The sequence below is a fragment of the Achromobacter sp. KK8 genome (assembly GCF_054188005.1).
This window is the reverse complement of record NZ_CM135178.1, coordinates 1,585,680-1,600,145: the sequence shown is the minus strand read 5'-3', so window position 1 is coordinate 1,600,145 and position 14,466 is coordinate 1,585,680. Positions and strand designations below refer to the sequence as shown.

15 protein-coding genes are annotated in these 14,466 nt (G+C 70.1%); 6 read left to right on the top strand and 9 right to left on the bottom strand.

What is annotated here, in order from left to right; genetic code table 11:
* Positions 1–11: 11 nt before the first annotated feature.
* Positions 12–1,220 carry an MFS transporter gene (locus ACVN9Z_RS07425; RefSeq protein WP_458213285.1) on the bottom strand — a complete coding sequence of 403 codons (1,209 nt, stop codon included), beginning with the start codon at positions 1,218–1,220 and terminating at the stop codon, positions 12–14.
* 151 nt (positions 1,221–1,371) lie between these two features.
* Between ACVN9Z_RS07425 and ACVN9Z_RS07420 the strand changes: the two genes are divergently transcribed.
* Positions 1,372–2,049, top strand: a complete 678-nt coding sequence (locus tag ACVN9Z_RS07420; RefSeq protein ID WP_458213284.1) for a TetR/AcrR family transcriptional regulator — start codon at positions 1,372–1,374, stop codon at positions 2,047–2,049.
* 43 nt (positions 2,050–2,092) lie between these two features.
* On the opposite strand, the gene ACVN9Z_RS07415 is transcribed toward ACVN9Z_RS07420, so the two are convergent.
* From ACVN9Z_RS07415 to ACVN9Z_RS07390, 6 genes are all read right to left on the bottom strand, one after another.
* Positions 2,093–2,590 carry a nucleoside 2-deoxyribosyltransferase gene (locus ACVN9Z_RS07415; protein ID WP_038502533.1) on the bottom strand — a complete coding sequence of 166 codons (498 nt, stop codon included), beginning with the start codon at positions 2,588–2,590 and terminating at the stop codon, positions 2,093–2,095.
* A gap of 4 nt (positions 2,591–2,594) precedes the next feature.
* On the bottom strand, positions 2,595–3,164 hold the full coding sequence (locus ACVN9Z_RS07410; protein WP_006389481.1) for a flavin reductase family protein: 570 nt from the start codon (positions 3,162–3,164) through the stop codon (positions 2,595–2,597).
* A gap of 12 nt (positions 3,165–3,176) precedes the next feature.
* Positions 3,177–3,629, bottom strand: a complete 453-nt coding sequence (locus tag ACVN9Z_RS07405; RefSeq protein ID WP_006389482.1) for a nuclear transport factor 2 family protein — start codon at positions 3,627–3,629, stop codon at positions 3,177–3,179.
* A gap of 157 nt (positions 3,630–3,786) precedes the next feature.
* Positions 3,787–4,398, bottom strand: a complete 612-nt coding sequence (locus ACVN9Z_RS07400; protein WP_006389483.1) for an NAD(P)-dependent oxidoreductase — start codon at positions 4,396–4,398, stop codon at positions 3,787–3,789.
* A 166-nt stretch (positions 4,399–4,564) separates the two neighbouring features.
* Positions 4,565–5,491: a 2-dehydropantoate 2-reductase gene (panE, locus tag ACVN9Z_RS07395; protein WP_024067336.1), complete on the bottom strand. Its 927-nt coding sequence runs from the start codon at positions 5,489–5,491 to the stop codon at positions 4,565–4,567.
* 125 nt (positions 5,492–5,616) lie between these two features.
* Positions 5,617–6,531: a VTT domain-containing protein gene (locus ACVN9Z_RS07390; RefSeq protein ID WP_024067335.1), complete on the bottom strand. Its 915-nt coding sequence runs from the start codon at positions 6,529–6,531 to the stop codon at positions 5,617–5,619.
* A 451-nt stretch (positions 6,532–6,982) separates the two neighbouring features.
* Here ACVN9Z_RS07390 and ACVN9Z_RS07385 point away from each other — a divergent pair, with 451 nt between their 5' ends.
* Genes ACVN9Z_RS07385 through ACVN9Z_RS07365 form a run of 5 tightly spaced genes read left to right on the top strand, consistent with a single transcriptional unit; the run spans position 6,983 to position 12,903 of the window.
* A complete protein-coding gene (locus ACVN9Z_RS07385) occupies positions 6,983–8,014 on the top strand; it encodes a BMP family protein (RefSeq protein ID WP_024067333.1) in 1,032 nt (343 codons plus the stop codon).
* Positions 8,011–9,540 carry an ABC transporter ATP-binding protein gene (locus ACVN9Z_RS07380; RefSeq protein ID WP_458213283.1) on the top strand — a complete coding sequence of 510 codons (1,530 nt, stop codon included), beginning with the start codon at positions 8,011–8,013 and terminating at the stop codon, positions 9,538–9,540. Before ACVN9Z_RS07385 ends, ACVN9Z_RS07380 begins: the two co-directional genes overlap by 4 nt.
* Before the next feature lie 31 nt (positions 9,541–9,571).
* Positions 9,572–10,645 carry an ABC transporter permease gene (locus ACVN9Z_RS07375; RefSeq protein ID WP_006389488.1) on the top strand — a complete coding sequence of 358 codons (1,074 nt, stop codon included), beginning with the start codon at positions 9,572–9,574 and terminating at the stop codon, positions 10,643–10,645.
* A gap of 10 nt (positions 10,646–10,655) precedes the next feature.
* A complete protein-coding gene (locus ACVN9Z_RS07370; protein WP_006389489.1) occupies positions 10,656–11,606 on the top strand; it encodes an ABC transporter permease in 951 nt (316 codons plus the stop codon).
* Between the two features lie 16 nt (positions 11,607–11,622).
* Entirely contained in the window at positions 11,623–12,903 is a 1,281-nt protein-coding gene (locus ACVN9Z_RS07365) for an amidohydrolase family protein (RefSeq protein WP_054506727.1), read from the top strand.
* A gap of 14 nt (positions 12,904–12,917) precedes the next feature.
* Here the strand turns inward: ACVN9Z_RS07365 and ACVN9Z_RS07360 are convergent, their stop codons facing one another.
* A complete protein-coding gene (locus ACVN9Z_RS07360) occupies positions 12,918–13,304 on the bottom strand; it encodes a RidA family protein (protein WP_458213282.1) in 387 nt (128 codons plus the stop codon).
* The gene (locus ACVN9Z_RS07355) at positions 13,301–14,464 is read right to left on the bottom strand and encodes an NAD(P)/FAD-dependent oxidoreductase (RefSeq protein WP_054506728.1); all 1,164 of its coding nucleotides are present in this window, start codon (positions 14,462–14,464) and stop codon (positions 13,301–13,303) included. Before ACVN9Z_RS07355 ends, ACVN9Z_RS07360 begins: the two co-directional genes overlap by 4 nt.
* Positions 14,465–14,466: the final 2 nt, after the last annotated feature.

The following is a 14,466-nucleotide window of genomic DNA, read 5'->3' as shown; positions in this document are numbered from 1 at the left end:
TCTTCGGACGCTTAGGCGGCGGCCACCCGGCCCCGCAGCGCCATCGCCACGAACACCGCGCCCAGCGCGCACGCACCGCCCAGCGCATAGACCGCCCCATAGCCCCGCATCCCGGCCAACCAGCCGGCCGCGGGACTGGCAATGCCCAGCGCCACGTCCAGGAACGCCACATACGCCCCCATGGCCGCGCCGCGGCTGGCCGGCGGCACGCGCCGCACCGCCTCCACGCCGAAGGCCGGGAACGCCAGCGAATAGCCCGCGCCGCTCAACAACGCGCCGGCAAAGGCCCACGCCGGCGTCGGGCCCATCCAGATCAGCCACTGGCCGGCCGCCTCGATCAACACGCACACCAGCGCCACCCGCGCGCCGCCCAGCTTGTCGGGCAGCCCCGCGAAGAACAGCCGCGCCACGATGAAGCCGACGCCGAACAGGCTGAACATCCACGCCGCGCCATCCCAGCCGCGCTGGGCGAACAGCAGGCTGATGAAGGCAGTGATGACGCCGAAGCCGACGCTGGTCAGCGCCAGGCCCAGGCCAGGCAGCATCACCAGGCCCAGCACGCGGTAGAACGGCGTGCGCACGCCGCCGGCCGCCGGCACGCCGCGCTGCGGCAGCACCAGCGCCAACGCCAGCACCGGGATGAATACCGTGGCCCAGGCGATGCCGTCGAAACCGGCCGCGCCGTACAGCTGCATGCCGGCGGGCGCGCCCAGCCCGAACGCGGCGTAGATCGCCACGCCGATCCAGGCCATCACGCGCCCCGCGTTCTGCGGCCCGACGCGGCCCACGCCCCAGCTCAGCGCGCCGGTGACGATCAGGCTTTCGGCGCAGCCCATGAGGGCGCGGCCAGCCATCAACGCGGCCAGCGCCGCGCGCGGTTGCTCCGCCTGCGCGTCGGCCAGCAGGTAGAGCAGGCCCGCCCCCGAACCGAGCAGGAAGCCGGTGACCACGGCGCGCTTGGCGCCGCGACGATCGGCCAGCGAACCGGACCAGGCGCGCGACAGCAGCGCCGCCGCGAACTGCAGGCCGGCCACGATGCCGACCACCAGCGCGCCCTGCGCCAGCACGCCGTCGACGTAGAGCGGCAGCACCGGCATGGGCAGGCCGACCATGAAAAAACCGACGAAGACCGCCAGCGCCAGGGGCAATATCTGCATGGAAACGGGACGCGCGGTCCCGCCGGCCGCGGGCAGCGCCGCGGCCGAGGATGAAGTCGACATGAGGATTCCTTGGAAGAGGGGAACGCTTCCGGCAAGCCCGCTCGCCGCAATCGACGATGGCATAATCGGCCGGTGCTCGACGCGATTCCAGTTGCGTATCGAAATTTTATGAACCGATGCTCAGGTTTGAAACTCGCTTTCCCCGAACCCAATGACGGCCATCCCGCAGCCCCGTAAATCGCCGCGCCAGCAGCGTTCGCAACAGACCGTGGACACCATTCTGCAGGCAACAGCTCGCGTTCTGGCCGAGTACGGCTACGCCGGCACCAACACCAACCGGATCGCCGAGACAGCCGGGGTCAGCGTCGGTTCGCTGTACCAGTACTTCCCGAACAAGAACGCGCTGATCGCGGCGCTGCACGACCGCCACGACAAGCAGATGCTGGCGCTGATCGACGAGGTGCTGGACGGCAACCCCGCGGCCACGCTGCGCGAGCGGGTCGCGGCCATCGTCGCTGCCTCGCTGCATGCGCACCTGCTGGAGCCGGCGCTGCACCGCGTGCTGGAACGCGAATTCCCGCTGTTCGACCAGCCGCGCGATCACAGCCGCGCCGACCAGGACATCCACCGCCGCATGCGCCACCTGCTGGAGCTGCATCGCGAAGAGATCGCGCAGCAGGATCGCGAGCTGGCGACCTATGTGGTGTTGCGCATCATGGAGTCGCTGGTCCACGCGGTGGCGCTGGAACCGCCAGCCGGGTTCGATCCACGGCAACTGGAAGGGGCGGTGGTGGATGCGGTGATGGGATACCTGGGCACGCCGACCGCCAGCGTCAAGGCCCGGCCCCGCGCCACGGCGCGCAAGCCCGGCCGCGCAAGCGCGGCCTGAGGCCCGGGACGACGGCCAGCGCCGACGGGGCGCCGCTGGCGCCCTAGCCGCGCGCCATGCGGGCCAGGCAGTCGGCCGCGTCGCCCACCACGATGCGGGCGCTGCAGGCCAGCATCAGGTTCAGGTTCAAGCCGAAGTCCTCGACCGTGTAGCCCTGCGCGTCCACCGCGCGCGCCGCGTCGTCGGCGGCCACGCCCACGGCGACCTGCTCGCGCACGCTGCCGGCCTGCGACGTATAGCCCCACACCGGCTTGCCCAGGGCGATGGCGTAGCCGACCTCGAAGGCCGTGCCCGAATCGGGCTCGGCGCCACGGAATGGATTGAGATTCGCCATCACCAGGTCGGCGCGCTGGATCATCGCCACGTTGGCCTGGTAGATCCATTGCGCCAGCGCCACGCCGGACAGGCCGGCCGGCGGCGTGTTGTCCAGCGGGTAGAGTCCCTCGAAACCGTGCGCGGCCGCCAGCGCCTTGAGCCGCTCGCCATGCGCCACCGCGTCGGGCAGGAACACGTCGAAGCCGGCAAGGTAGACGCGGCGCATGGGCTTACTCCGGATCGGCGACTGAAAACGCTTCGCCGGTGGCGAAGAACGAGCCGCCCGCGACGTAGTGCACCGAGCGGCGCGCGTCGTCGTTGAAATGCCAGCGGTTGCCGGAGAACACGTCGGGCGCGGCCCAGGCGGCCACCACCTCGCCGATGAACAGGTCGTAGGCCTGCTGGTTATGCGGCTCGGGCACCACCTTGCATTCGAGCCAGCCGAGGCAGCCTTCGATCAGCGGCGCGCCGATCCTGCGGGCGGGAAAGGTGGCCAGGCCGCTGGCCTGGAACTTGTCTTCGTCGCGTCCCGAGTGCGAGCCGACCTGCAAGGTGGCCTGGGCCTGCGCGCGCGACGGAATGCACAGCGCGAATTCGCCGGAGGCCTCGATCAGCGCGCGGGTGTAGGTGTTCTTGTCCACCACCACCAGCATCTTGGGCGGGCTGAAATCCAGCGGCATGGCCCAGGCCGCGGCCATGACGTTGCGCTCGGCGCCGTGGGCGCTGGTGACCAGCACGGTGGGGCCGTGGTTCAGCAGCAGGTAGGCGCGTGGCAGGTCGACGGGTTCGATGGCGGACATGATTTACCGGTCTCAGAACATGCCGTTCTTGTTGGCGGGGTTTTCCGGGATTTCCTGGCTGACGTCCCAGTGCTCGACGATCTTGCCGTTCTCGACCCGGAAGATGTCGACCACGGCCTGGCCGCGGTCTTCGGGGGATTCGCGCCACAGGTTGTGGATCATCACCAGGTCGCCCTCGGCAATGACACGCTTGATGTCGACGCTGGCCTGCGGATGCTGCTCGAAGTAATGGGGGAAGAAGTCCACCATCGGCTCGACGCCATCGCGCATGTAGGGGTTGTGCTGGATGTAGTTCTTGCCGACATACAGGCGCACCGCCTCGTCGATGTCGCGGTCCTGGAACATCATGCGGAAAAACGCCACCACGATGTCCTTGTTGGACTGCGGCGCGGCGGCCTGGGCCGGCGCCACACAGCTGGCGGCCAGCAGCAGGCAAAGGGCCAACGATTTGAACTTCATGCTCATACTGACTACTCGGGGGATCGTGACGCCGGCTGGCGGTTTGCCAGTTTACAAACAAAACCGGCCGATTCGACCCTGCCGCCATTGCGGCTTTCGCCTGAAAAATGACGCGGCCCCTTGTGTCCAAGGAGCCGCGTCGGGCGATCCGGAGCGGGCGGGATCAGTAGCCCACGGTAAAGCGGCGGCGCGAGTGCTTGGGGGTCTCGATCTCGTCGGCCAGGGCGATGGCGTAGTCTTCCATCGAGATCCAGCTCTTGCCGCCGGCATCGACCAGCAGGCTGTCGTCGCCGAGGCGGAAGGCGCCGGTGCGTTCGCCCGGCTCGAACAGCGCCGACGGCGACAGGAAGGTCCAGTTCAGCACCTTTTCCTGACGCAAGACGTCCAGGAATACCACGCCGGCGCGCGCCTCGGGCTTGTAGGCATCGGGGAATTCCGGCGTGTCGATCAGCATCTTGCCGGGGGCCACTTCCAGGCTGCCGGCGCCGCCGACCACCAGCAGGCGCGGCACGCCGGCGTCCTTGACGGCGGCCAGCAGCGGCTTGGCGTCGGCCGACACGAAGCGCGAGGCGCTGACTACGGCGTCATGGCCCTTGAGCAGCGGCGTCAGCGCCTGCGGATCGGTGGCATCGCCCTGTTCGATGGTCAGGCCGGGCTGGGCGTTGACGTCACCCAGGTTACGGGCGATGCCCGTGACCTGGTGGCCGCGCTTGAGCAGCTCGTCCGCCACGCGCGAGCCGACACGGCCCGTGATTCCGATCAATGCGATTTTCATGGTCTTGCTCCTGGAAGGTGGGCCCCGGACGGTGGCCGCGACGTGCGGCGCTGTGCGGTCCGGAGCGCAGGCAAACCCATACTATTCGGCCGGATCGGATCCAGGAACCCACGGGCGTGGAAGAGTTTTTTGCAATCCATGCACCAATGGGCCCGGGTCACCGCCATCAGGCCGCCGCGCGCTGCGCCTGGTAGACCTGCAGATGCGCGTAGGCCGTGCGCAGCGTGGTGGCATCCACCCCCAGCGTGCGCGCGCGCCGCACCATGTCGCCGACGATGTGATCGGCCTCGACCGGCAGGCCCTGGCGCAGGTCGCGGAACATCGAGGCGGTCATGGCCTGGGACGGGTCGGTCAGGATCTTGAGCGCGTTGGCATCGGCCTCGGGCCGCACCGCGTGGCCGCTGGCGGCGGCGACCGCCTGCGATTCGCGCAGCAGGCCGCGCACGATGTCGGCGCCGTCGTCGGTGGCGGCGATCTGGCCGACCGTGCCGCGCATCAGGCAGGTGGCGGCGGCCAGCGTCGTCAGGAACACGTATTTTTCCCAGATGTCCTGGTAGATGTTTTCGCTCAGGCGGCTGACGTATTCGCCGCCGGCCAGGGCCTCGGCCAATGCCTCGCAGCGGGCGCTGCGCGCCGGGCCGGCGCGTTCGCCGAAGACGATGCTGGCGTGCTTGCCCAGGTGGATCACCTGGCCTTCGGGGCCGAGCGTGGCGTTGATCTGGCACAGGCCGCCCAGCACGCGGTGCGGCTCGAATTCGCGGTCCAGCACGTCGTACTGCAGCACGCCGTTCATGATGGGCAGCACCGCGGTGTCTGGGCCGACGGCGGGACGGATGGCGTCGATGGCGCTTTGCAGGTCATAGGCCTTGCAGCTGAGCACCACCACGTCGTAGAAGCCCTTCAGCGTGTCGGCGGTGGCCAGTTGCGGTTGCAGCGTGGCGTCGCCGAACGGGCTTTCGATGCGCAGCCCCTGCTCGCGCAGGCGCGCGGCGCGGGCCTCGCGCACCAGGAAGGTCACGTCCGCGCCCGCCTGGGCGGCGCGGCCGCCGAAATAGCCGCCGGTACCGCCGGCGCCCAAGAACAACAACTTCATGCCTGTCTCCCTGGCCCGTCAAAGGCGCGGGCCGATGGAGCCATTATGCGCCCGTGGCGGCGCCGGGCGCGGGCCGCAACCGCGCGGGCGCCCATGGCCCGGACAGACGCCGCCGCGGCACGTCGTCAGGCCGGATGCGCGTGCCGCGCCCAGGCCTCGTAGCCGCCGCGCAGGGCCCAGGTGTTGGGATAGCCGGCGGCGCGCAGGCGCGCGGCCAGCATCGCGGCCGAGACCTCGTTGGGGCAGGCGCAATAGACCACGATGTCGGCCTCCTCGCTGCCCGCTTCCAGGGCCGGCAGCGGCGCGCGCAGGTCGACGGCGATGGCGCCGGGAATGCGGTCTTCCTCGCGCACCGCCTCGGGGCGCACGTCGAACACCAGCGCCTGGCGGCCGTCCTGGCGCCACTGCATCAGCTCGTCCACCGACAGCCGCGGAATCACGCGCAGGTTGCGCTTGAGGATCCAGCGCCGCAGGGCGCGCGCAATGATGTACAGCGCCAGCACCGCGGCCAGCAGGGCCAGGCCCATCGGCCCGTAGGTGCCCAGCACGTCCAGCACGTCGTTGACCACGCTGTGGAACAGCCCGCCCAGCAGCAGCGCCGAACCGGCCCAGATCATGGCGCCCACCAGGTCATACGCCAGGAAGCGGCGGTACGGCGTGCCGGTCAGGCCGGCCATCACGGTGGACAGGGCGCCGGCGCCGGGCAGGAACTTGCACACCAGCAGGGCGCGCACGCCGATGCGCAGATACAGCCGCTGGGTCTGGCGGATGCAGGAATCCTGCGACAGCGACATCTTGCAGATCACGCCCAGCAGGCGCGAGCCGTAGCGCTGGCCGGCCGCGTACCAGAGCGAGTCGGCCAGCAGACAGGCGACGGTGGCCGCCAGCCACGGCACCAGCCAGCCGGCCGCGCCGGCCAGGGCGCCAGCGGCGATCAGCATGGGATAGGCGGGCACGGGCAGGCCCGCCTGCTCGACCAGCACGTTGGCGAAGACGAGCCAGCCGCCGTACTGCTCGAGCAGCAATTGAATGTCTTGCATGATGGATTCCGGCTTGCCGCGCAAGGACGCGGCGCTATGCAGGGAATTTTAGGCCCGCGGCCGCGCCGATGGCCGCATGGCGATAGGCTTCCAGGGCCTTTCGGGCCCTTTTCAGCCGCAACAGGCTGTTCCACGCCGAAAAGTGTCCACGCACCGCGACGGTGCGCACCATACTGGTGCCACGTTTCCCCGCCGGGGTGCCTATAATTCCGCCCGGCCATCAGGATTCCCCCGACTTGTCGCGGGATTGCCCCATGGCATACAACTTGCTTCGCCAGGACTGGCCGCGAACCCGCCCATTCGGATGGGGCGCGCCGCCCCGGCGCTCCCCCCATCCGATGACCGATCCCACGCCTTCGACCCCGCCCGCCCACGCGTGCCGCACCGCGACGTCCGGACATCGCCGCCATCCCTCCCATTTCCTATCCCTCTTCGCGAAGGAGACTTGCGCATGAAATCCCTTTCCCTCCCGGCCGCCGGCGGCATCGCCCGCCGTGGCCTGCTGAAGCTGGCCGCGGCCGCCGCCGGCGCGCTGCTGCTGTCGGCCGGCGCCCAGGCCCAGGCGCCCGCCAAGACCAAGGTTGCCGCCATCTACACGGTGCCGGTGGAACAGCAATGGGTGTCGCGCATCCACAAGGCGCTGACCGCCGCGCGCGACCGGGGTGAAATCGAATACACGTTCTCGGAAAACGTCACCAACGCCGACTACGAGCGCGTCATGCGCCAGTACGCCGAGCAGGGCAACAAGCTGGTGGTGGGCGAGGCCTTCGCGGTCGAGGCCGCCGCCCGCAAGGTGGCCAAGGACTACCCGCAGACCGCCTTCCTGATGGGTTCCTCGGGCAAGCCGCAGCAGCCCAACTTCTCGGTGTTCGACAACTACATCCAGGAACCGGCCTACCTGACCGGCATGATCGCCGCCGGCATGAGCAAGACCGGCAAGATCGGCCTGGTGGGCGGCTACCCCATCCCCGAAGTGAACCGCCTGATGCAGGCCTTCATCGAGGGCGCCAAGGAAATCAACCCCAAGACCGAATTCACCGTGACCTTCATCGGTTCGTGGTTCGATCCCCCGAAGGCCAAGGAAGCCGCCTTCGCCATGATCGACAAGGGCGCGGACGTGCTGTACGCCGAGCGCTTCGGCGTGTCGGACGCCGCCAAGGAACGCGGCAAGCTGGCCATCGGCAACGTCATCGACACCCAGCCGCAGTACCCCGAGACCGTGGTGGCCTCGGCGCTGTGGAGCATGGAGCCGACCATTGACGAGGCGCTCAAGCAGGTCAAGGCCGGCACCTTCAAGGCCGCCGACTTCGGCCAGTACTCGCTGATGAAATACAAGGGTTCGTCGCTGGCGCCGCTGGGCACCTTCGAAAGCAAGATCCCGGCCGACCTGATCGCCAAGGTGCAGGCCAGGCAGAAGGCCATCCTGGACGGCAGCTTCAGCGTGCAGGTCAACGACAAAGAACCCAAGTCGTCGGCACGATGAATCAAGCGCCTCTCGCCCTGCGGCTGGCAGGGATCACCAAACGCTTCGGCAGCCTGACGGCCAATGACGATGTCTCGCTGACGCTGGCGCAAGGCGAAGTGCTGGCCCTGCTGGGCGAGAACGGCGCCGGCAAATCGACCCTGGTGTCGATCCTGTTCGGCCACTACGTGGCCGACGCCGGCAGCATCGAAGTCTTCGGCCAACCCTTGCCGCCGGGCCGGCCCGACGCCGCGCTGGCGGCGGGGGTCGGCATGGTGCACCAGCACTTCACGCTGGCCGACAACCTGACCGTGCTGGACAACATCATGGTCGGCACCGAATCGCTGTGGAAGCTGGCCTCGGGCCGCGGCCCGGCGCGCCGCCGCCTGGTGGAACTGGGCCAGCGCTTCGGCCTGGGGGTGGATCCGGACGCGCGCGTCGGCAGCCTGTCGGTGGGCGAAAAGCAGCGCGTCGAGATCCTCAAGGCGCTGTACCGCGGCGCCAAGGTGCTGATCCTGGACGAGCCCACCGCCGTCCTCACGCCGCAGGAAGTGCAGGACCTGTTCGCCACGCTGCGCGGCTTCGTCGACGAGGGCCTGGCCGTCATCTTCATTTCGCACAAACTGGACGAGGTGATGGCCGTGTCGCGCCGCGTCGCGGTGCTGCGCCAGGGCAAGCTGGTGGCCGAGCGCGAGACCGCCGCCACCACGCCGGCCGAGCTGGCCGAGCTGATGGTGGGCCGCAAGGTCGCCATGCCGCACGCCGAAGCCATGGCGGCGGCCGGCCAGGCCGCGCCGGTGGTGACGCTGTCGCAGGTCACCGTGCGCGACCCGCGCGGCGGCGCGCCGCGCCTGGACAGCCTGGACCTGGTGGTGCACAAGCATGAGATCGTGGCCATCGCCGGCGTCGCCGGCAACGGCCAGCAGGCGCTGGTGTCGGTGCTGACCGGCCTGCGCCAGCCCGCCGACGGCACCATCCGCCTGGGCCCCGAACACGCCGCCGCGCCCACCACGCCGGCCGGCTGGACCGCCGCGCACGTGGGCCGCATCCCCGAGGACCGCCACGGCGAAGGCATGATCGGCGACAGCCCGCTGTGGGAAAACGCCATCGTCGAAGATCTGAAGGACCCGCGCTTCTCGCGCTTCGGGCTGATCCGCGCCAAGGCCGGCCGCGCCTATGCGGCGGCGCTGGCCAGGCAGTTCGACGTGCGCGCCGCTTCGCTGGACGTGCGCACCCGCAGCCTGTCGGGCGGCAACATGCAGAAGCTGATCCTGGGCCGCACCCTGGCGCGCGAACCGCGCTTCATCGTCGCCGACCAGCCCACCTGGGGCCTGGACATCGGCGCGGTGGCCTACGTGCGCGAACAGTTGCTGGCCGCGCGCCGGCGCGGCGCCGGCATCCTGCTGGTGTCGGAAGACCTGGAAGAGATCTTCGAGCTGGCCGACCGCATCGCGGTGCTGTGCGGCGGCAAGCTGGTCGCCGACAAGCCGGTCGCGCAATGGACGCCCGCCACCGTCGGGCTGGCCATGACGGGCACGCGCGCCTGACGCCGCGCCCCCTCTACTGAGCATTTCTCGAATGAAACTGATCCTGGAACGCCGCCCCGAGCCCAGCCGCGCCGCGCTGGCCCTGGCCCCGATCGCGGCCATCCTCTTTACGCTGGCGGTGTGCACGCTGCTGGTGGCCTGGGCCGGCGCGCCGGTGGGCCGCACCTACGCGCTGCTGTTCGAAGGCGCGTTCGGCTCCAAGTTCGCGCTGTCCGAAACCCTGACGCGCGCCACGCCGCTGATGCTGACCGGCCTGGCCTGCGCCGTGGCCTTTCGCGCGCGCTTCTACAACATCGGCGCCGAAGGCCAGCTGTACCTGGGCGCGCTGGCCGCCGTGGCGGTGGGCGGCCTGCACGACGGCACCGGCTTCGACCTGCCCCTGCCGGCGCTGTTCGGCGGCATGATGCTGGCGGCGGCGCTGGCCGGCGCCTTGCTGCTGCTGATCCCGGCGCTGCTCAAGACGCGCCTGGGCGTGGACGAGGTGGTGACCACGCTGCTGGGCAACTTCATCGTGCTGCTGTTCGTCTCGATGATGCTGGACGGCCCCATGAAGGACCCGATGGCGATGGGCTGGCCGCAATCGGTGGCGCTCAACCCCGACCTGGAGCTGGGCAAGCTGATCGAGCGCACCCGCGCCCACACCGGCCTGCTATGGGCCGCCGGCCTGGCGCTGGGCCTGTGGCTGCTGAACCGCTACACCGTGTTCGGCTTCCAGATGCGCGCGGTCGGCGCCAACGCGCACGCCTCGCGCTTCCTGGGCCTGCCGGTCAACCGCGTGATGCTGGGCACGGCCATGCTGTCGGGCGCGCTGGCCGGACTGGCCGGCGCCATCGAGGTGGCAGGCCGCACCGGCTACGTCACGCTCGACATGTCGCCGGGCTACGGCTACACCGGCGTGGTGGTGGCCATGCTGGCCGGCCTGCATCCGCTGGGCGTGATCCTGGCCAGCATTTTCGTGGCCGGCATGCTGGTGGGCGCGGACAGCATGAGCCGCGCCATCGCGGTGCCGAACTACATCGCCGACGTCATCGTCGCCACGTCGTTGCTCGCCATGCTGGTCGCGACGCTGTTCGCGCAGTACCGCCTGCGCCGCAACCGGGCTTGAGGAGCACGCCATGGAATGGATGGACCTGTTGAGTTCCGCGGCCTTCTGGGTCGCGGTGTTGCGGCTGGCGACGCCGCTGATCCTGGGCACGCTGGGCGTGCTGCTGTGCGAGCGCGCCGGCGTGCTGAACCTGGGCATCGAAGGCATCATGGCCGCCGGCGCCTTCACCGGCTGGCTGGTGGTGTACCTGGGCGCGCCGCTGTACGTGGGCGTGCTGGCGGCCGCGCTGGCGGGCGCCGTGTTCGGCCTGCTGCACGCGGTGCTGACGGTGCCGCTGGGCCTGTCGCAGCACGTCTCGGGGCTGGGCGTGACACTGCTGGCCACCAGCCTGAGCTACTTCGCCTACCGCGTCACCTTCCCCAGCGTGAACACGCCGCCGACGATCACGCCGTTCGCCGAGATGAAGTTCCTGGACGGCATTCCGCTGATCGGCCCGGTGCTGGCCGGGCAGACGCCGATGACGCTGCTGGCGCTGGCCGCGGTGCCGATCCTGGCGTGGGTGCTGAACCGCACCCCGGTCGGCCTGGCGATCCGCATGGTGGGCGAGAACCCCGCCGCCGCCGAGGGCCAGGGCCTGTCGGTGACCAGGCTGCGCATGGGCGCCATCGTCGCCGGCTCGGCGCTGATGGGCGTGGCCGGCAGCTTCCTCACGCTGGCGGCCTTCAACGCCTTCTTCTTCAACATGGTCAACGGCCGCGGCTGGGTCTGCGTGGCGCTGGTGGTGTTCGCCTCGTGGCGGCCCGGCAAGGCGCTGCTGGGCGCGTTGATCTTCGCTTTCTTCGACGCGCTGCAACTGCGGCTGCAGCAGGGCGGGGCGGCGCTGCCGGGCCTGCCCGAGCTGCCCTATCAGGTCTACCTGATGCTGCCCTATATTCTGTCCATCCTGGCCCTGGTGGTGATGGCGCGCCGCGCCGCCTACCCGCAGGCCCTGATGAAGCCCTACCGCAAGGGCGAACGGTAATCCACAAGGTTTGACTATGCTCGATCTGATCCTCAAGAACTGCACGCTGCCGGACGGCCGCCAGCACATCGACATCGGCGTGGCCCAGGGCCGCATCGCGGCGCTCGAACCGGCGCTGAAGGCCGAGGCCGCGCAGACCATCGACGCCGCCGGCCAGCTGGTGACTTCGCCGTTCGTCGACGCCCACTTCCACATGGACTCGACCCTGTCGTTCGGCCTGCCGCGCGTGAACCAGTCGGGCACGTTGCTCGAAGGCATCGCGCTGTGGGGCGAACTCAAGCCGCTGCTGACGCAGGAAGCGCTGGTCGAGCGCGCGCTGGCCTATTGCGACTGGGCGGTGGCGCGCGGCCTGCTGGCGATCCGCTCGCACGTCGACGTTTGCGACCCGCGCCTGCTGGCGGTGGAAGCGCTGCTGCACGTGCGCGCGAAGGTCAAGCCGTACCTGGACCTGCAACTGGTCGCCTTCCCGCAGGACGGCGTGCTGCGCGCGCCGGGCGCGCTCGACAACCTGAAACGCGCGCTGGACATGGGCGTGGACGTGGTCGGCGGCATTCCGCACTTCGAGCGCACCATGCAGGACGGCGCCGAATCGGTGCGCATCCTGTGCGAACTGGCCGCCGAACGCGGCCTGCGCGTGGACATGCACTGCGACGAAAGCGACGACCCGCTGTCGCGCCACATCGAGACGCTGGCCTATCACACGCAGCGCCTGGGCTTGCAGGGCCGCGTCACGGGCTCGCACCTGACCTCGATGCACTCGATGGACAACTACTACGTGTCCAAGCTGATCCCGCTGATGCGCGAGGCCGGCGTGTCGGCCATCGCCAACCCGCTCATCAACATCACGCTGCAAGGCCGCCACGACACCTACCCGAAGCGCCGCGGCATGACGCGCGTGCCCGAGCTGCTGGCCGCCGGCGTGCCGGTGGCGTTCGGCCACGACTGCGTGATGGACCCCTGGTACAGCCTGGGTTCGGGCGACATGCTGGAAGTGGCGCACATGGGCCTGCACGTGGCGCAGATGACCGGCCAGGACGCCATGCGCGCCTGTTTCCAGGCCGTCACGGCCACGCCGGCGAAGATCCTGGGCCTGGACGAGACCGGGCTGGAAGTGGGCAAGCGCGCCGACCTGGTGCTGCTGCAGGCGCGCGACCCGGTCGAAGCGCTGCGCCTGCGCGCCACGCGCCTGATGGTGTTGCGCGCCGGGGAGGTGGTGGCGACGACGCCGCCGGCCACCGCCACGCTCAACCTGCCCGGCCGTCCGGGTCAAGTCAGCTTCCAGACGCCGGCCCGCTGACTCGCCCGGCGGGGTCAGGCTTCCGACATCGGCCCGCCGACGTAACCCGGCCGCTTGGCGGCCGTGACGATGATCTCCACCAGCAGGTCGGGCGAGGCCAGCTTGGCCTCGCAGGTCGCGCGCGTCGGCAGCGCATTGGCCGGCGCCCACTCGGCCCACACCGCGTTCATGCCGGCGAAGTCGCGTTCGATGTCCTTGAGCCAGATCTGCACCGACAGCAGGCGCGTCTTGTCGGTGTCGGCCCGCTTCAGGTGGCCGTCGATCTTGGCCAGCACGTCGCGCGTCTGCGCGGTGATGCCGCCTTCGGCAGACGAGGTCACGCCCGCCACGTACACGGTGTCACCGTGGATCACGATGCGGCTCAGGCGTTCGTTGGAATCCTTGCGCACGATATCAGTCATGGGTGCTGCTCCTTGGGGGTGGATGCCGGCGCGCCCGTGGCGCCGGTGAAACGGTCGATGGCGAACGGCGCGATCGGCAGGTCGGTCGCGCCGGTGGTGATCAGATCGGCCATGATACGGCCGACGATCGGACCCAGCTCGAAGCCGTGGGCCGAGAAGCCGAAGGCGTGGAAGGCGCTGTCATGGCGCCGGCTGCGGCCGATCACCGGAATCTCGTCGGGCATGGCGGCCTCGATGCCGGCCCAGCCGCGGTTCACGATGGCGTGCCGCATGTGCGGAAACAGGTCGCAGACGGTGCGCGCGCCCTCGGCCAGCGAACGGAAATCCAGTTCGGTCCATTCCGCGTCGCGATCGACCCAGGCGCGGCGGCCGCCACCGATCAGCACCGTGCCGTTGGCGCGCTGCTTGAACGACAGCGGCCGGCCGGTGCCCAGCACCACCGCGTCCAGGAAATGATCCATGCGCAGCGTCACCAGCATCATCGGGCTGATGGCGGTCAGCGGCACCGGCTCACCCCATTCGGCGGCGATGCGGTCGGCCCAGGCGCCGGCGCAGTTGAGCACCTGCGGCGCGGTGTAGGTGCCGGCGTCGGTCTCGATCCGCCACTGGCCATTTTCGTGCGCGCTGCGCAGGACCCGCACGCCTTCCAGGAAGCGCGCGCCCAGGCTGGCGGCCTTGCGGCGGAACGCCAGCGTGGTGCGGTAGGGGTCGGCGGCCGCGTCGTCGCGCGCGATCAGGCCGCCGCGCACCGTGGGCGCCAGCGCGGGAATCATCGCCAGCAATTCGTCACGATCGATCCATTGCTCGTGCGTGTAGCCATGCTGTTGCATGGTAGCCAGGCGCGCGCGCAGCGCCGCCACGTCGGCCTCGTTCTCGGCCACGCGCACCTGCCCGTGCTGCTCGAAACCGCAATCGTCATCGACCAGCTCGCCAATGCGATACCAGAGCTCGCGCGAGGCCAGCGCCAGCGGCACCTCGGCCAGGTGCCGCGCCAGGGTGCGCACGCCGCCGGCGTTCACGCCCGAGGCATGGCGGCCGACGTAGTTCTTCTCGATCACCAGCGCCGGCACGCCGGCGCGCGCCAGGTGCAGCGCCGCCGAACTGCCGTGCAGGCCGCCGCCGATGATGATGACGGCGGCCGAGCGCGAAGCGTCCGTCATGG